The sequence below is a fragment of the Brevundimonas sp. LPMIX5 genome (assembly GCF_003576505.1).
Lineage (GTDB): Bacteria > Pseudomonadota > Alphaproteobacteria > Caulobacterales > Caulobacteraceae > Brevundimonas > Brevundimonas naejangsanensis.
In genome coordinates, this window is sequence record NZ_QWTZ01000002.1 from 1 (window position 1) to 17,251 (window position 17,251).

A 17,251-nucleotide genomic window follows, 5' to 3' on the forward strand; every position below is an offset into this window, starting at 1 on the left:
GGGGGGCGTCCTGGTCATGAAGAACTCCAGAGCGATCGTCTCCCCCGCAGCTTCCAGCCTAATCGTGTCCGATCAACGGCGCCACCAGCCGCGTTTCGGCTTGGCGGGCGGGGCGACGATCTGGTTCGGATCCTCGGCGATGATGGCGGCGATATCGACCTCAGGCGTCGGCGCCGGGACGGGTTCGGCCAGGACGACGGCTTCCTCGGCCAGCACCTCTTCGATCGCCTGCTCGATACGGGCGGCCACGGCGGGCGTGACGTCCAGTTCAGCCGGAACCGGCGCCGACTGTTCGGCTTCGACCTCGGCTTCGGGAGCGACCGCTTCGGTTTCAGCCGCAGGCGTTTCGGCCTGCTGTTCGGCGGCGACCTCGTTCAACTCCTCGGCGATGGCCGAGGTGACCTTGCGGCGCACGCGGCGACGCTTGGGCGCTTCAACGGGTTCCAGCGTGGAGGCGGCCTCGGGGGCGGCCTCGGTCGCGGTTTCGGGCGAGGCGTCGGCCGAAACGGCAGGCGTTTCGTCTTCGATCACCACGGCGATGGGCGTGTCGGGCGAGCCGACAGGCGGCAGGCCTTCGTTGACCGCGCGATCCTCGACCTTGGCGTCGTGCGTCACCTCGCCCCGGCTGCGACCACGACCACGACGACGGCGCGAGCGGCCGTTGCGGCCTTCGCCCTCGTTCGCCTGTTCGGCGTGAACATCGCGCGGCTCGTCGCTGCGCTCGACATCATCCTCGGCGACGCGTTCGGCGCGCACCGGGGCCGGGTTGATCGGGTCGAACCAGACATAGGGGTCCTGCAGCGACGGCGTACGGCCGCGCACCCACGTGAAGACGTCGCGTTCGCCTTCCTCGCGGACCCGGCGACCGCCGCGACGGCCTCGGCGACGGCGACCGCCGCGCCCGTCGTCATCGTCCTCTGTGGCGACGACTTCGGCTTCATCCTCCCGACGTCCGCCGCGACGGCGACGGCGGCGACGGCCGCCCCGGCCGTCATCGTCCTGTTCCTGACGCGCGCGGCCTTCGTCGTCGTCCTCGTCTTCGGACTCCAGTTCGGCCTCGTCCTGATCGTCGCCGAAGTCTTCATCTTCGTCGTGATCCTCGTCTTCATCGGCGAAGGCGCTGTCATCGAAGCCGTCGTCCAGGTCGGCCAGGTCGATGTGGCTTTCCGGCGCGACGAAGTCCTCATTGGTCTCGGTGCGCTCGATCGAGTGCTCGCCCTGCGCCAGGCTGTCGTCGATCTGGATGACGACGTTCAGGCCGCGCAACTCCAGCAGGGACTGCAGATAGGCCCGCTTGTGGTTCAGAATATACAGCGCCACGGCGGTCGAGACGCGCAGGTTCACCGAACCCGCGCCGTTCTTTCCGGCCTCGATGTCGACGGCGCGCAGGGTGGTCAGGGCCGCCGATTCGGCCGAGCGGACGCGCCCGGCGCCCTGGCAGCATTCGCAGATCTCGGTCGCGCCCTCGATCACGCCCAGGCGGCGACGCTGGCGGCTGATCTCCATCAGGCCGAAGCCGGAGATGCGGCCCATCTGGATGCGGGCGCGGTCCTTGGCCAGGGCGTCCTTGAGGGCCTTCTCAACCGCGCGGTTGTTCTTGCCCTCGTCCATGTCGATGAAGTCGATGACGATCAGGCCGGCCAGGTCGCGCAGGCGCAGCTGGCGGGCGGCCTCGACGGCGGCTTCCATGTTGGTCTTGGTCGCGGTGGCCTCGACGTTGCGCTCCTTGGTGGCGCGGCCTGAGTTCACATCGATCGCGACCAGGGCTTCGGTCTGGTTGATGACCAGATAGCCGCCCGACTTCAGCGGCACGACCGGCTGGTGAATCTGGGTCAGCACTTCTTCGATGCCGTTCGAGGCGAACAGCGGGCGCGAGCCCTGATAGAGATGGATCTTCTTGGCCTGGGACGGCATCAGCACGCGCATGAAGTCGCGGGCCTGCTTGAAGCCCTCGACGCCCTCGACCTGAATGCCGTCGAAGTCCTTGTCGTACATGTCGCGCACAGCGCGGCGGACCAGGTTTTCTTCCTCGTAGATCATCGCCGGGGCGTTGGAGCCCAGCGTCGTCTCGCGGATCGTCGACCATAGGCGCAGCAGATATTCATAGTCGCGCTTGATCTCGGCGCGGGTGCGCTTGGCGCCCGCCGTGCGGATGATCAGGCCCATGCCCTGCGGCACCTTCAGCGCGGCGGCGGCGGCCTTCAGGCGACGACGATCCGAGGTGTTGGTGATCTTGCGCGAAATGCCGCCGCCCTTGCCGGTGTTGGGCATCAGCACGCAGTAGCGGCCGGCCAGCGACAGCCAGGTGGTCAGGGCCGCGCCCTTGGCGCCGCGCTCGTCCTTGACGACCTGCACCAGCAGGATCTGACGACGCTTGATGACGTCCTGGATCTTGTAGCGGCGCATCAGGCGACGCTTCAGGCGCTCCTCGTCGGCCAAGCCGCCGTCCGATTCGCCGTCGTCGCTTTCGCGGCCCAGATCGTCGTTATCGTCGTCATCGTCCGACTGCGCTTCGGCCATGATGGCTTCGCGGTCGGCGACCGGGATCTGATAATAGTCCGGGTGGATTTCGTTAAAGGCCAGGAAGCCGTGGCGGTTGCCGCCGTATTCGACGAAGGCGGCCTGCAGGCTGGGCTCTACGCGGGTGACCTTGGCGAGATAGATATTCCCGCGAAGCTGACGGCGCGCGCGGGATTCGAAATCGAATTCCTCAACCTGGCGGCCGTCCACGATCGCGACGCGCGTTTCTTCCGCGTGCGCCGCGTCGATCAACATGGTTTTTGACATGAAGGGTCTCTCTCAGGCGCGCCAGGCCGTGCGCCGCGAGTTCAATCGCGGGAATGGGGGCGGCTCGCCGAATGGAAATGGGGGCCGGGGCGCGCGTCATCCCCTCGCAGAAAGCGAGTGCGGCAAGGTCTTGCCGAAGAGGATCGCAGGCGTAGTGGCCCATAAGGTTGTCGGTCCTGGGTCCGAACGCGCCGATCAGGGCTGCATCCCGAACCCGTTCTTCGGATCGTCGGCCAGGCCGGGCGATCCTCGGAATAGGTGAAAGTCAACGCCGCGAGGAGGGCGCGCCCGGTCCCGCAGAACTGCGGGCGGCGCGATCAGTCGCATGCGGAACTCATAATAGGCACATGCGGCGGAAAATAAAAGAACCGCGACGGTAAGAGGTCTTAACGAAATCCTTAATCTGCGGCGGCATCATGCAGGGACAAACTACAGGGTAACTTCGGTTCATGGCCGGTCGGTGGCGTGACAATCTGGCCCTTTGGGGCGTCCGCGAATGGGCGATGACGGCCGTCGCCGTTCTCGTCGTATGCGCGGTCGTACTGGCGGCCGGGCGTGGGCTGGCCTTCGGGCCGGACGGAGAAGTCATGCGACTGCGCTTCGGCGGCGACGCCCAGCGCACCCGCGTCGTCGTCGATCTGGGCCGCAGTACGCGCGGTCAGGTGATCGAGGACGGGTCGTCCGGGCGGGTCATTCTGGCGCTGTCGGGCCTTCAGCCGGGACGGGGGCTGGACGGTTCAGGCTCGGGGTTGGTGCGCGGCTATAAGGTGTCGGCTTCGGGCTCTTCATCGCGCGTGCGTCTGGACCTCGCGCGCGGCGCCGAGATCGAGCGTCGTTTCCTGCTGCCGCCCGGCGACGGGGTGGACCACTATCGCTATGTCATCGACCTGAAGGCGACAGGCGCGGCGGCTGCGCCCGTCGTCGCCCCGCGCCGCGAGCAGGCCCGTGCTGAGAAACCCCTGATCGTCATCGACGCGGGCCACGGCGGCCGCGATCCGGGCGCGCAAGGGCAGCATGTTCAGGAAAAGGCCGTCACCCTGGCCGCCGCTCAGGAACTGAAGGCCGCGCTGGAGCGCACCGGCCGTTATCGCGTGCGGCTGACGCGCGATGGCGACGTCTATGTGGCCCACGGCCGCCGGGTTCAGGTGGCGCGCGACGCGGGCGCGGACCTGTTCATCTCCCTGCACGCCGACGCCGGTTCTGACCCGGCCCTGCGCGGCGCCAGCGTCTACACCCTGTCCGAACAGGGCGCCGGACGGGCCGTGCGCGAGTTCACCAAGGGCGAAGACTGGCAGCGCGACCTGCGCCTGCCGGGGCGCGACCCTTCAGTCGACCGCATCCTGCTGGACATGACCCAGCGCGCCACCCAGAACCGCTCGGCCCAGTTCGCGCGGGTGCTGCTGACCCATATCGAGGGCGACAACCATCCCCTGCTGCGCCGCAGCCACCGCGACGCGGGTCTGGCGGTGCTGCTGGCGCCTGACGTGCCCGCCGTGCTGCTGGAGATGGGCTTCATCACCAATCCGGAAGACGAGCGCGTCCTGACCGACGAACGCGCTCGCCGCCGCCTGATGCGCTCGGTCGCTGAGGGCATCGACCGCTATTTCCGCGAACCCGCCGCTCCGGTGATGGTCGCAGGCGAGATCGCCGGGGGCTGAGGCTTCAGGCGACCAGCGCCGCCTTCGCCCGCCTGAAGATGTCCTCGAACATTTCGGCGGTCAGTCGGCCGGTATTCGTGTTCAGCCGCGAGCAGTGATAGCTGTTGATCAGCGTATAGGCGCCGACCTTGCCCTCGACGCCGTGTCCCGCGGGAATGGCCGAGCCGGGATAGCCCAGCGTCCGCAGGATGCTGCGCCGGGACACGTCGCCCAGCGTCACGATCACCTTCAGCCGGGGCAGGGCGGCCAGCCGATCCACAAGGAAGGGGCGGCACGTGTTCTCTTCCGTCGCCGTCGGTTTGTTCTGAGGCGGGGCGCAGCGCACGGCGTTGGTGATCATGCAGTCGACCAGTCGCAGATCGTCGTCGCCGTTCGGATCATATCGGCCCTCGGCGAAACCAGTCTTCTTTAGCGTGTCGTACAGCAACCAGCCTGCGTGATCCCCGGTGAAGGGGCGGCCTGTGCGGTTGGCGCCGGTGCGCCCCGGCGCCAGTCCCGCGATCAGCAGGCGCGCGTCCGGGTCGCCGAACGAAGGCGCAGGGCCGTTCCACCAGTCCGGGTTCTGGCGCGCGTTCTCGGCCCGATAGGCGACCAGACGCGGGCAGAGGGGACAGTCGCGGGGCGGCTCTGGGTTCAGCCGAGCGCTCACGCGCGGTCGTTCCGATCCAGGGTGCGGGTCACGCCCTGATTCATCGGGGCCTTGGGCTTGCCCACCTCATTGACGATGTCGGCCAGGTCGATGAAGGCGTCGGCCTGACGGCGCAGGTCGTCCGAAATCTGGGGCGGCTGGCTCTTGACCGTCGAGACGACGGTGACGCGCACGCCCTTGGCCTGCATGGCTTGCACCAGGCGGCGGAAGTCGCCGTCGCCGGAGAACAGCACGGCATGATCCAGGCGCGGCGCCAGTTCCAGCATGTCGACCGCGATCTCCATGTCCATATTGCCCTTGGTGCGGCTGTGGCCTTGAGCATCGACATAGCGTTTGACCGGCTTGGTCACGACGGTGAAGCCGTTGTAGTCGAGCCAGTCGACCAGGGGCCGGATCGGCGAGAATTCCTCGCCCTCGATCACCGCTGTGTAATAATAGGCGCGGATCAGCCGGCCTTTGCCGGTGAAGCGCTGAGACAGTTTCTTGAAGTCCAGATCGCAGTTCAGGGCGCGGGCGGCCGAATAGAGATTGGCGCCGTCGATGAACAGGGCGATGCGGTCGTCGGGGTGGTCGGTCATGCAGAAAAATGAGTCCGTCGGAATGGTCGAGAAAATGAACGCCCGGAACGACGCGGCCGAAGCAGCCTTCGATCTGGACGACGCAGTCATCGTCGCCCTTGGCTGCAATGACAAGGGCGCATGGTCGTCCTGCATTGAGGCGCTGGAGGCAGGGCTGGCCCGGTTTCGCGCCGAGGGGGTGGATGTGCTGGCGCGGTCGTCCTGGTGGTCGTCGCAGGCCTGGCCCGATCCGACCGATCCGCCGTTCCTGAATGGGGTGGCGATCGTCAGCACCGCCCAGGACGCCCCCACTCTTATGCGGACGCTGGCGCGGATCGAGGATGTCTGCGGGCGGGTGCGCACCACGCGCAACGCGCCGCGCACGCTGGATCTGGATCTGATCGCCTATGGGCGGCTGAGCGGCGACCTCGACGGGCTGATCCTGCCGCATCCGCGCGCAGCCCAGCGGCTGTTCGTTATGGGGCCGCTGGCCGAGTTGGCGCCGGAGTGGAGGCATCCGCTCTGCGGCCGGATGGCGCGCGATCTAGCGGATGCAGCCGAGGTCGGGCGCGACGCCTTCCCCCTGCGGAGGGCTTGACGCGGGATGGTCTGTCGGGCGAGGGGAGGGGCGACGGACGCCGATCCGCCTCAATGACGCCTTCGCGGCGTTGCACAATCGGCTTTCAACCTATATTTTGTGCGGTTCTCCCTGCCGCCAGAGGATTTTCATGGCCCGCGTCACTGTCGAAGACTGCATCGAAAAGGTGCCGAACCGCTTTGGTCTGGTTCTGATGGCCGGCCACCGCGCCCGCAACATCGCCAACGGCGCCCCGCTGACGCTGGATCGCGACAACGACAAGAACCCGGTCGTCGCCCTGCGCGAACTGGCCGACGAGACCGTCGTGCCGGAAGAACTGCGCGAGAACATCATCACCACCCTGCAACGCGTCGATGAGCGCACCGAGGCCGAGGACGAAGCCGAAGTCGTGGCCCTGCTGGCCGAGCCGCAGCACATGAACATGGCCGAAGCCGAACTGATCCGCGCGCTGCAGAGCGACCGGGACGGGGGCCAGGAGGAGCGCTACTGACGACCGATCCGGTCACCAAGGTAGCCCGACGGGCGGCGCGGTCTCAAACAGACTCGCCGATGGACCCCGCCGCGAATCTGCAGGACAAGACATCGGCGTCGTCTCTTCCCGAGGCGGCGCCGAAGTCGTCTGAAGGCCCTGCATTGTCTGATACCAAGCGCGCACCGATCATGCGCCAGTTCGAACTGATCGAGGCGGTCAAGGCCTATGACCCGACCGCCGATGAGGCGCTGCTGAACCGCGCCTATGTCTATGCGATGAAGATGCACGGCTCGCAGCTGCGGGCCTCGGGCGATCCCTATTTCGCCCATCCGATCCAGGTCGCGGGCATTCTGACGGACTACCGGCTGGACACGGCGACCATCGTCACGGCCCTGCTGCACGACGTGGTCGAGGACACCTCGGCCACCCGCGACGACATTGCGGACATGTTCGGCGAGGAGATCGCCGTCCTTGTGGAGGGCGTGACCAAGCTGTCGCGGCTGGAGCTTCAGGCCGAGCATACGCGCCAGGCCGAGAACCTGCGCAAATTCATCCTGGCCATTTCGCGCGACGTGCGGGTGCTGCTGGTCAAGCTGGCCGACCGCCTGCACAACATGCGCACCCTCCACTTCGTCAAGCCAGAGAAGCGCGAGCGCATCAGCCGCGAAACGCTGGAAGTCTACGCCCCGCTGGGCCGGTCGATCGGCATCCACTCCATCGCCGCCGAACTGGAAGAACTCGCGTTCGAGCATCTGAACGCCACGGCCCGCGTCGCCATCCAGCGTCGTCTGGAGGCGCTGAAGCTCGAGAACGGCAGCGCCATCGAGGCCGTCTCGCCCGAGATCGAGCGCGTCCTGGCCGAAGCCGGGGTGCAGGCGCGGGTCAAGGGGCGGGAGAAGACGCCCTATTCCATCTGGCGCAAGCTGCAGCGCAAGACGGTCGGCTTTTCGTCCCTGTCGGACATCTACGGCTTCCGCGTCATCGTGGAGAGCGAGGACGACTGTTACCGCGCCCTGGGCGTCATCCACCGCGCCTGGCCGATGGTGCCGGAACGGTTCAAGGACTTCATCTCGACGCCCAAGTCGAACAACTACCGCTCGCTGCACACCACGGTGGTCGGGCCGGGCGGCCTGCGCATCGAGATGCAGATCCGCACCGAGGCGATGGACCGGGTGGCCGAGGACGGGGTGGCGGCGCACTGGCGCTACAAGAATCAGTCCTATGGCTTCGACCGCGAGGCGATGGAGGCCGATGGCGGCCGCGACCCCCTGCTGAACCTGCGCCATCTGGTGCAGGTGATCGAGCACGGGGAGGGGGGCGAGGACTGGGTCGAGCACGCCAAGCTCGAAATGTATCTCGATCAGGTCTTCGTCTTCACGCCCAAGGGGACGCTGATTACCCTGCCGCGCGGCGGGATGCCGCTGGACTTCGCCTATGCCGTCCACACCGAGGTCGGCGACACGGCCGTCGGGGTCAAGATCAACGGCGAGCTGAAGCCCATGCGCACCGCGCTTCAGAACGGCGACGTGGTCGAGATCATCCGCGGGACCAAGCGTGAGATTCCGACCGACTGGCGCAGCCTGACGGTCACGGGCCGCGCCCGCTCGGCCATCCGCCGCCACATTCGTACTTCCGAACGCGAAGAGTTCGTGCGTCTGGGCAAGGCGACGCTGGAACAGACGCTGGAGCGGGCGGGCAAGTCGCTGGGCGAGGTCAAGCTGACCGAGGTCCTGAAGACCTTCGCCATGCCGTCTGAAGAAGACATGTTCGACGCCATCGGTCGCGGCCGCCTGACCGCGACGCGCGTGGCCGAGACCCTGTTCCCGGCGCTGAAGGGGCAACTGAAGGCCGGGCCGGAGCGCAAGCGCATCGGCGAGGAATCGCCGCGTCTGTTCGTGCGCGGCGGCGGGCTGACGCCCGGCGTCAGCATCCATTTCGGCCAGTGTTGCTCGCCGGTGCCGGGCGACCGCATCGTCGGTATTCTTGAGCCGGACAAGGGGCTGACGGTCCACACCATCGACTGCCAGAGCCTTGCGGAGTTCGCCGACGACGATTCCGTCTGGCAGGACCTGCAATGGACGCCGCAGGCCGAGCGCAGCGCGGTCGGGTCGGTCAAGCTGCACGCCACCCTGACCAATGCGCGCGGCGTGCTGGGGCAGGTGGCCTCCATCATCGGCGAGGCGGGCGGCAACATCCTGAACCTGTCGATGGCCCACAGGCAGCACGACTTCTATGACGTCGATATCGACGTGGAGGTCGAGGACGCCCGCCACGCCACCATGATCATTGCGGCGCTGAGGGCCAATCCTTACGTCGATACGGTCGATCGCGCGCGCGGCTGAGCCGCGCCGACGCCATCCATTTTCTCAAAGGTCGAAATGTCTCCCGAACAACAAAGACTCGCCAACGAAGCCCAGGTGGCGTCGCCCTCCTATCGTCTGGCCGCCCTGGATCAGGACTTCCTGCTGGGCGAATCGATGCGGGGCGTGCGCTTCCTGATGGAATATGAAAAGGCCGAGCAGGCGCTGAAGGCTTGGGGCGTGCGCTCGACCATCGTCGTCTTCGGCAGCGCCCGCGTGGGCGTCAACGGCGACGGCCGCCACGCCTATTGGTACGAACAGGCCCGTCAGTTCGGCCGCATCGCCTCTGAACGCGGCGGCGCCTTCCGGGGCGAGCCGGGCGAGGTGCGCGACAACGTCATCGCCACGGGCGGCGGGCCGGGCATCATGCAGGCCGCCAACCAGGGCGCGCACGAGGCGGGGGCGCCGTCGATCGGCTTCAACGTCACCCTGCCGCACGAACAGTTCCCGAACCCCTGGTCGACGCCGGAGCTGACGTTCCAGTTCCACTACTTCGCCATGCGCAAGATGCACCTGGCCATGCGGGCCAATGCGCTGGTGGTCTTCCCCGGCGGTTTCGGCACCCTGGACGAGCTGTTTGAAATCCTGACCCTGCGCCAGACGGACAAGGCGCCGCCGATCCCTATCGTCCTGTTCGACGAGGCCTACTGGCGCTCGGTCGTCAACTTCGACGCCCTGATCGAGCACGGCATGGTCAAGGCCTCGGACATGGATCTGTTCGCCTTCGCCGACGACGCCGAGACGGTGTGGGCCAAGCTGCTGGAAGGCGGGTTGAAGCCCAACTGCGACATCAAATAGGGCGCGGGTTGAGGGCGGCCGTCTCAGGGTCTAAGGACGGCGTTCATGAACACTGAAGACGTCCTCAACGAATTCCGCGACGCCGGCGCCTTGCGCGAAGGCCATTTCGTCCTCTCGTCCGGCCTGCACAGCCCGGTCTTCCTGCAGAAGAACCTGGTCTTCATGGACGGCGCCCGCTGCGCGCGCCTGTGCAAGGCGCTGGCGGAAAAGATCGTCGCCACGGTCGGCCCGGTCGATGCGGCGATCTCGCCCGCCGTCGGCGGCATCATCCCCGGCTATGAAACGGCCAAGCATCTGAACGTCCGCTCCATGTACGTCGAGCGCGAGGACGGCGAGTTCAAACTGCGTCGCGGCTTCTCGGTCGAGCCGGGCGAAAAGATCGTCATGGTCGAGGACATCGTCACCACGGGGCTTTCTTCGCGCGAATGCATCGCCGCGATCCAGAAGGCGGGCGGCCATGTCGTCGCCGCCGCCTGCATCGTCGACCGCTCGGGCGGCAAGGTCGATGTGGGCGTGCCCCTGATCGCCCTCGCCTCGATGGAGGTCCCGGCCTATCCAGCCGACGCCCTGCCGCCGGAACTGGCCGCCCTGCCGGTCGAGGATCCGGGCAGCCGCCGATTGTCCAAGTAGAGAAGAGAGAACGGGATGAAGCGTCAGCGGGTTCGCCTGGGCGTCAATATCGACCACGTCGCCACGGTTCGTAACGCGCGCGGCGGCGCTCATCCTGATCCGGCCCGCGCGGCCGAGGCGGCGCTGGCGGCCGGAGCCGACGGCATCACCGCCCATCTGCGTGAGGATCGCCGTCACATCACCGACGCCGACATCGACGTGCTGACGGCCCTGTGCCGCCGCGCGGACAAGCCGCTGAACTTCGAGATGGCGGTGACCGAAGAGATGCTGGCCATCGCCCTGCGCCACACGCCGCACGCCGCCTGTCTGGTGCCGGAGCGGCGCGAGGAGGTCACGACCGAAGGCGGTCTGGCCGTCGCCGGTCATGAGGCCCGCATCGCCCCGGTGGTAAAGGCGCTGTCGGACGCCGGCATCCGCGTCAGCCTGTTCATCGAACCGTCCGAGGACCAGGTCGAGGCCGCCGCCGCCGTCGGCGCCCAGGTGGTGGAGTTCCACACCGGCCGCTATTGCCTGCTGGGCGATCCGGCCGAGCGTGAAGCCGAGTTCGAGCGTATCGCCGCCGCCGCCGCCCAGGCCGATATTCTGGGGCTGGAGGTCCATGCGGGCCACGGTCTGAACTACGCCACGGCGGGGTCGATCCTGGCCATTCCCGAGATCGTTGAACTGAACATCGGCCACTTCCTGATCGGGGAGGCGGTCTTCGTCGGGTTGGACGCCGCCATCCGCCGGATGCGGGCGGCGATGGACGAGCCCACGCTCGGGGCCGGGTCGTGATTATCGGCGTCGGCGCCGATCTGTCGGACATCCGGCGCATTCAGGCGTCGCTGGACCGTTTCGGCGACCGTTTCAAACAGCGTGTCTTCACCGAGCTAGAGCGCACCCGCTCGGACCGCAAAGCCGACCCGGCGTGGAGCTACGCCAAGCGGTTCGCCGCCAAGGAAGCCTGCGCCAAGGCGCTGGGCACGGGGATGCGCTCTGACGTCTACTGGCGCGACATGGGGGTAGTGAACCTGCCGTCCGGGCAGCCGACCCTGGCGCTGACCGGCCATGCGGCCGAGCATCTGGCCCGTCTGACGCCGCCGGGTCATGAGGCGCGTATCCACCTGACCCTCAGCGACGAACATCCCTATGCGCTGGCCTTCGTGGTGATCGAGGCCCTGCCCAGGGCCTGACGCCGCCGCGAAGGTTGCGGTTCCTTCATCATCCAAAGTCTTGCTCGCGGCGATTTCAGAGACTACGCCTCGACCTTCAAACCCCGCGTTCGGCGGGGGATTCGAGCAGACGATGAGCGACGACCCCAAGGCGAACGGCGCAGCGGCCGATCCAGCCCTAGATCCGGCTGACCAACGGCCGATCTGGAGCGACGACGGCGACGCGCCCTTCGACATGGGGGATGACCCCGAGGCGCTCGACAGCGAGACCCCGATCTATGCGCCCCGGCGCTCCAGGAAGGCCAAGCGAGTGAAGAAAGAAAAGTCCGCGAACAACGAAACGGTCGAGATCATCAAGACCGTCGTTTTCGCCCTGCTGATCGCGCTGGTGCTGCGGGTGCTGCTGTTCCAGCCCTTCACCATCCCCTCGGCCTCAATGGAGCCGAACCTGTACGAGGGCGACTACATCGTCGTGTCGAAGTGGTCATACGGCTATTCCAAGCACTCGATCCCGTTCAGCCCGCCGGTGTTCAACGGCCGCATCCTGGGGCGCGAGCCTGCGCGCGGCGACATCGCCGTGTTCAAGCTGCCGCGCGACAACAAGACGGACTACATCAAGCGCGTGATCGGCCTGCCGGGCGACAAGGTGCAGATGATCGCCAACAAGCTCTACATCAACGGCGCGCCGGTTCAGGATGTGGTGGTCACTCGCGCCGAGATGGCGGACATGTTCGGCCCGCGCGCCGTGACCCAGGTGCGCGAGACCCTGCCGGGCGGCAAGAGCTTCATGACCCAGGACTTCGGCCCCGGTAATGAACTGGACGACACGCCCTTGTATGAGGTTCCGGCCGGCCACTACTTCATGATGGGCGACAACCGCGACAACTCCATCGACAGCCGTGTCGAGATGTCCTCGGGCGTGGGCATGGTTCCGGCCGAGAATCTGGTCGGCAAGGCCGAGATCATCATGTTCTCGTGGACGCCGGGCGCCTCGCTGTTCAACCCGGTCAGCTGGTTCGCCAATGTGCGCTTCAGCCGGTTCTTCAAGATCCTCGACTGATGGCGGGCGGACGCACGAATGTGCGCGCCGAGGCCGTGGCGGCCCTGCGTCGCCGTATGGGGCATGACTTCAAGGACGCCTCCCTGCTGGAGCATGCCCTGACGCACTCCAGCGTAGGCGAGGGCGCCGGGCCGCAGGTTCCGGCCGACAATGAGCGGCTGGAGTTCCTGGGCGACCGGGTGCTGGGCCTGCTGGTCGCGGACCGTCTGGTGCGCGACTTCCCGGCGGCGGACGAGGGGCAGCTTTCGGCCCGCCTGCACGCCCTGGTGGACAAGAGCGCCTGCGCCCGCGTGGGCGAGGCGCTGGGCGTGGGCGACGCCCTGCGCCTGTCGCCCGGCGAGACCAAGACCGGCGGCCGCAGAAAGGCCGGAGTCATCGCCGATGCTGTTGAGGCGATCCTGGCGGCTGTCTATCGCGACGGCGGCCTGATCGCGGCTCAGGCCGTGTTCGAGCGCGCCTGGGCCGAAGAACTGGCTGCGCCCCCGGCGCCGGCCATCACCAATCCCAAGTCCGCCCTGCAGGAATGGGCGCAAGGCCAGGGCCGCCCGCTGCCGACCTATGCGGTGGTCCAGCGCACCGGCTCGGACCACGCGCCGACCTTTACGGTCGAGGCGACGGTGACAGGATATGAACCCGCCCGAGCTCAAGGGCGTTCGCGACAGGAGGCGGAAAAGGCCGCAGCCATCGCTCTTTTGAAACGTGAAGGCGTGATTTGACCGAAACTCCCGAAACCACCGAGATCAGCAACCAGCACGCGGGTTTCGCCGCCATCATCGGCGCGCCCAATGCAGGCAAGTCGACGCTGGTGAACCGGTTGACGGGCTCCAAGGTCTCCATCGTCACCCAGAAGGTGCAGACCACGCGCTTTCCCGTGCGCGGCATCGCCATCAAGGGCGACGCCCAGATCGTGCTGGTGGACACGCCCGGCATCTTCACGCCGCGCCGTCGCTTGGACCGTGCGATGGTCGCCTCAGCCTGGGGCGGCGCGCAGGACGCCGATGTCGTCGTCCACCTGATCGACGCCCAGTCGCATATCGACGCCGAGGGCCGTGAAGGCACGCCTGCCGACCGTCGCTCGGCCGAAGACACCGAAACCATCATCGCCAACCTGCAGGCGACCGACACCAAGGTCATTCTGGCGCTGAACAAGATCGACGGGATGCGCCGGGACACCCTGCTGGCCCTGTCGCAGCGCCTGTTCGAGACGGGCGTCTATTCCGAGGTCTTCATGATCTCGGCGCTGAGCGGCGACGGTGTGGACGATCTGATGACGCGGTTGGCGATGGCCATGCCGGAAGGCCCGTGGCTGTACCCCGAAGACCAGTCGGCGGACGTGCCCCTGCGCGTTCTGGCCGCCGAGATCACGCGCGAGAAAGTCTATCTGCGCGTGCACGAGGAACTGCCCTATTCGGCGGCGGTCGAGACGACCAGCTTCGAGGACCGCGCCGACGGCTCGGCCCGCATTGAGCAGACCATCTATGTCGAGCGTGAAAGCCAGCGTCCGATCGTTCTGGGCAAGGGTGGCCAGACCCTGAAATGGATCGGTCAGAAGGCGCGCGAAGAGCTGATCGAGAGCCTGGATCGGCCTGTTCACCTGTTTTTGACCGTCAAGGTCGATCCCAAATGGCAAGACTCAAAGGCATTGTACGCCCAGTTCGGCCTGGAGTTTGACGTCTAGTCTCGTGTTCATCGTTCCCAAGACCGCGGGCGGCAGGCCCTGGTTTCTCGGCTCGCTCGTCGCCGCCGGCCTGATATCGGCCGGGGCGGGCGCGTGGTTCCTCAACGCTGTCGCGCCGGAGACCCAGGCGGCGGTCGTCAACCAACCGGCTACGCCGAAGCGCCCGCCGGTCGAAGTGGTCGAGGCCCTGCCGCAGTTGAAGGAACGGCTGGATCACCTGGCTGCGACCAAGCAGTTCACCGGCGCCGTCCTGGTGGCCAAAGGCGATCAGGTCTTGTTCCGCCAGGTCTACGGCAAGGCGAATTATGAGCAGGACACGCCGTTCGCACTGGACACCCGCTTCCGCCTGGCCTCGGTGTCCAAGCAGTTCACGGCCGTCGCTGTCCTGAAGCTTCAGGACGAGGGCAAGCTGTCGGTCGACGATCCTGTCTGCAAATGGATCGAGCCGTGCCCCGCCGCATGGGCGCCGCTGCGCATCCATCACCTGCTGTCGCACACCTCGGGCATCCCGGACCTGATGGCTCAGGCCGAATGGGGGCGCATCCGCGTCACCCGTCGCACGCCGCAGGAACTGACCGAGACCTCGGCCCGCTATGGCCTGCAGTTCGAGCCGGGAACCAAGATTCGCTACAATAACGCCGCCTTCAACCTGGCCGCCGTGATCGTGGCCAAGGCCAGCGGCATGGCGTTCGAAGACTATATGGAGCAGTCCATCCTCAGGCCGCTGGGCATGAAGGACACCGGCTCTGACGTGAACGACGACGCTCAGGGACTGGCCATGGGCTACGGCCTGTTTCCGGCCGGGCTGACGCCGCAGCCGATCGCCAACGTCAGCATCGTGGCGGGGGCAGGGGCGCTTTACTCGACGCTGGATGACATGCTGGCCTGGAACCGTGGCCTGCATCAGGGCCATGTGCTGAGCCAAAAGGCCTATGCCGACCTGATCGCCGACCACGCGCCCGACGACATGCCAGAGCGGCGCGGGCCGCACCGCGCCTATGGCTATGGCCTCTATGTCAGCGCGCTGGGCGAGCGGACTTCGGCGCCGTTCAGCGACCGCCAGATCTATCATACCGGCAGTTGGGCGGGTTTCCGCAACCTGGTGTCCTATCAGCCGGATCAGGAGGTGACGGTGGTGGTGCTGTCGAACAACTACCACCTGCGCGACCTGGTGCTTTTGCTCAATCAGCAGGCCATGGCCGAGGCTCTCGGCCGCCCGGTCCCGGCCGCGCTGGCGCGCTAGGGCGACGAAGGCCGATCAGGCCTTCATCGACCCCGTTTCGATGTAGCGCTGGTGCCAGGACAGCGCCTCGGTCAGCAGGTGCGGCGACTGCAGGCCGTATGAGCCTTCCAGCGCGCGGTCGTAATAGTCCTTCAGCGCGTCGCGATAGTCGGGGTGGGCGCAGTTGGCGATGATGACCCGCGCGCGCTGCTTGGGCGACAGGCCGCGCAGGTCGGCCAGACCCTGTTCCGTGACGATGACCTGCACGTCCTGGGTGATGTGGTCGACGTGGCTGGCCATGGGGACGATGGCCGAGATCTTGCCGCCCTTGGCTGTCGACGGCGTGACGAAGCAGGAGATGTAGGCGTTGCGCGCAAAGTCGCCCGAACCGCCGATGCCGTTCTGGATGCGCGAACCCATGACGTGGGTCGAGTTGACGTTGCCGTAGATGTCGGCCTCGATCAGGCCGTTCATGGCGATGCAGCCCAGACGGCGGATGATCTCCGGGTGGTTCGAGATTTCCTGCGGACGCAGGATGATCTTGCCGCGGAACTGCTCCATGCGGCTGTTCAGATCGGCGGCGGCCTCGGGGCTGAGCGAGAAGGCGGTGGCTGAGGCGACGGTCAGCTTGCCACTGTCCAGCAGGTCCAGCATCCCGTCCTGCAGCACCTCCGTATAGGCGGTCAGGTTCTCGAACGGACTGTCGGCCAGCCCCGCCAGCACGGCGTTGGCGACATTGCCGACGCCCGATTGCAGCGGCAGCAGATGGGCGGGCAGGCGGCCCAGCTTCACCTCATGCTGCAGGAACTCGATCAGATGCCCGGCGATGGCCGTAGCGCTGGCGTCCGGCGCGGCGAAGGGCAGGTTGCGGTCGGGGCTGTCCGTCTCGACGATGGCGGCGATCTTCGACGGATCGACGCGGAAGACCGTCTCGCCGATCAGGTCGGTCGGCCTGGTCAGCGGGATCGGCACGCGCGCGGGCGGCAGGGCGGTGCCGTAGTAGATGTCGTGCATCCCCTCCAGCGCGGCGTTCTGCCAGCTGTTGACCTCCAGGATGATGCGGTCAGCGCGATCCAGCCAAGTCTTGTTGTTGCCGATGGACGACGAGGGGATCAGCGCCCCGTCCTCGCGAATGCCCGACACCTCGACCACCGCCGTCTCCAGCGGGCCGAGGAAGCCTTGCCAGGCCACCGGCGCCACCTGCGACAGGTGCATGTCGAGGTATTCCATCTCGCCCTTGTTGATCTTCTCGCGGGCGATGGGGTCGGAGTTGTAGGGCAGGCGGAACTCGATGCCGTCAGCCTTGGCCAGAGCGCCGTCCAGCTCCGGCCCGGTCGAGGCGCCGGTCCAGACCTTCAGCCGGAACGGATTGCCCGCCGCGTGCTCGGCCTCGATCCGCTCGGCCAGGGCCATCGGCACGACCTTGGGATAGCCCGAGCCGGTGAAGCCGCTCATGCCCACGGTCGAGTTCGCCGGGATCAGGGCGGCGGCGTCCTGGGCGGACATGATCTTCGACTTGAGGGCGGCGTTACGGACGCGGGACATCGCAAACCTGACGACTGGAGCCGGGAAGGGCTCGGAAAACGTAGCGGACATAGGCGCCGCATCACCCTGATTCCAATACGGCTTTG

Annotated in this window: 16 protein-coding genes; 12 read left to right on the forward strand and 4 right to left on the reverse strand. The window is 67.0% G+C overall.

The genetic code is table 11. From position 1 onward, the window contains the following. Positions 1–72 precede the first annotated feature (72 nt). Positions 73–2,787 carry an Rne/Rng family ribonuclease gene (locus D1604_RS01025; RefSeq protein WP_119411843.1) on the reverse strand — a complete coding sequence of 905 codons (2,715 nt, stop codon included), beginning with the start codon at positions 2,785–2,787 and terminating at the stop codon, positions 73–75. Positions 2,788–3,236: 449 nt separating this feature from the next. Between D1604_RS01025 and D1604_RS01030 the strand changes: the two genes are divergently transcribed. Beyond that, complete coding sequence (locus D1604_RS01030; RefSeq protein WP_119411844.1) at positions 3,237–4,445, forward strand: N-acetylmuramoyl-L-alanine amidase family protein; 1,209 nt, start codon at positions 3,237–3,239, stop codon at positions 4,443–4,445. Between the two features lie 4 nt (positions 4,446–4,449). Here the strand turns inward: D1604_RS01030 and D1604_RS01035 are convergent, their stop codons facing one another. Further along, entirely contained in the window at positions 4,450–5,094 is a 645-nt protein-coding gene (locus D1604_RS01035; RefSeq protein ID WP_119411845.1) for a uracil-DNA glycosylase, read from the reverse strand. After that, the gene (locus D1604_RS01040) at positions 5,091–5,672 is read right to left on the reverse strand and encodes a LabA-like NYN domain-containing protein (RefSeq protein WP_119411846.1); all 582 of its coding nucleotides are present in this window, start codon (positions 5,670–5,672) and stop codon (positions 5,091–5,093) included. The genes D1604_RS01035 and D1604_RS01040 overlap by 4 nt, the downstream gene beginning before the upstream one ends. 22 nt (positions 5,673–5,694) lie before the next feature. On the opposite strand from D1604_RS01040, the gene folK reads away from it, so the two are divergent. The 11 genes from folK (at position 5,695) to D1604_RS01095 (ending at position 15,641) form a co-directional block, all read left to right on the forward strand. After that, positions 5,695–6,249, forward strand: a complete 555-nt coding sequence (gene folK / locus D1604_RS01045; RefSeq protein WP_119411847.1) for a 2-amino-4-hydroxy-6-hydroxymethyldihydropteridine diphosphokinase — start codon at positions 5,695–5,697, stop codon at positions 6,247–6,249. A gap of 130 nt (positions 6,250–6,379) precedes the next feature. After that, entirely contained in the window at positions 6,380–6,739 is a 360-nt protein-coding gene (gene rpoZ / locus D1604_RS01050; protein ID WP_024352982.1) for a DNA-directed RNA polymerase subunit omega, read from the forward strand. Between the two features lie 170 nt (positions 6,740–6,909). Continuing rightward, entirely contained in the window at positions 6,910–9,063 is a 2,154-nt protein-coding gene (locus D1604_RS01055) for a RelA/SpoT family protein (RefSeq protein WP_169469179.1), read from the forward strand. 36 nt (positions 9,064–9,099) lie between these two features. Next, the gene (locus D1604_RS01060) at positions 9,100–9,879 is read left to right on the forward strand and encodes a TIGR00730 family Rossman fold protein (protein WP_119411848.1); all 780 of its coding nucleotides are present in this window, start codon (positions 9,100–9,102) and stop codon (positions 9,877–9,879) included. A gap of 45 nt (positions 9,880–9,924) precedes the next feature. After that, positions 9,925–10,509, forward strand: coding sequence for an orotate phosphoribosyltransferase (gene pyrE, locus D1604_RS01065; protein ID WP_119411849.1), 585 nt, complete (start codon positions 9,925–9,927; stop codon positions 10,507–10,509). Positions 10,510–10,524: 15 nt separating this feature from the next. Next, the gene (locus D1604_RS01070) at positions 10,525–11,283 is read left to right on the forward strand and encodes a pyridoxine 5'-phosphate synthase (protein ID WP_119411850.1); all 759 of its coding nucleotides are present in this window, start codon (positions 10,525–10,527) and stop codon (positions 11,281–11,283) included. Further along, positions 11,280–11,681, forward strand: coding sequence for a holo-ACP synthase (acpS, locus tag D1604_RS01075; protein ID WP_024352977.1), 402 nt, complete (start codon positions 11,280–11,282; stop codon positions 11,679–11,681). The genes D1604_RS01070 and acpS overlap by 4 nt, the downstream gene beginning before the upstream one ends. Before the next feature lie 112 nt (positions 11,682–11,793). Next, positions 11,794–12,720: a signal peptidase I gene (gene lepB, locus D1604_RS01080; RefSeq protein ID WP_024352976.1), complete on the forward strand. Its 927-nt coding sequence runs from the start codon at positions 11,794–11,796 to the stop codon at positions 12,718–12,720. Then, the gene (gene rnc, locus D1604_RS01085) at positions 12,720–13,436 is read left to right on the forward strand and encodes a ribonuclease III (RefSeq protein ID WP_024352975.1); all 717 of its coding nucleotides are present in this window, start codon (positions 12,720–12,722) and stop codon (positions 13,434–13,436) included. The genes lepB and rnc overlap by 1 nt, the downstream gene beginning before the upstream one ends. After that, a complete protein-coding gene (gene era / locus D1604_RS01090) occupies positions 13,433–14,398 on the forward strand; it encodes a GTPase Era (RefSeq protein WP_119411851.1) in 966 nt (321 codons plus the stop codon). Before rnc ends, era begins: the two co-directional genes overlap by 4 nt. A gap of 4 nt (positions 14,399–14,402) precedes the next feature. Beyond that, complete coding sequence (locus D1604_RS01095; RefSeq protein ID WP_119411852.1) at positions 14,403–15,641, forward strand: serine hydrolase domain-containing protein; 1,239 nt, start codon at positions 14,403–14,405, stop codon at positions 15,639–15,641. Between the two features lie 15 nt (positions 15,642–15,656). Here the strand turns inward: D1604_RS01095 and D1604_RS01100 are convergent, their stop codons facing one another. Next, positions 15,657–17,165, reverse strand: coding sequence for an acetyl-CoA hydrolase/transferase family protein (locus tag D1604_RS01100; protein WP_024352972.1), 1,509 nt, complete (start codon positions 17,163–17,165; stop codon positions 15,657–15,659). Positions 17,166–17,251: the final 86 nt, after the last annotated feature.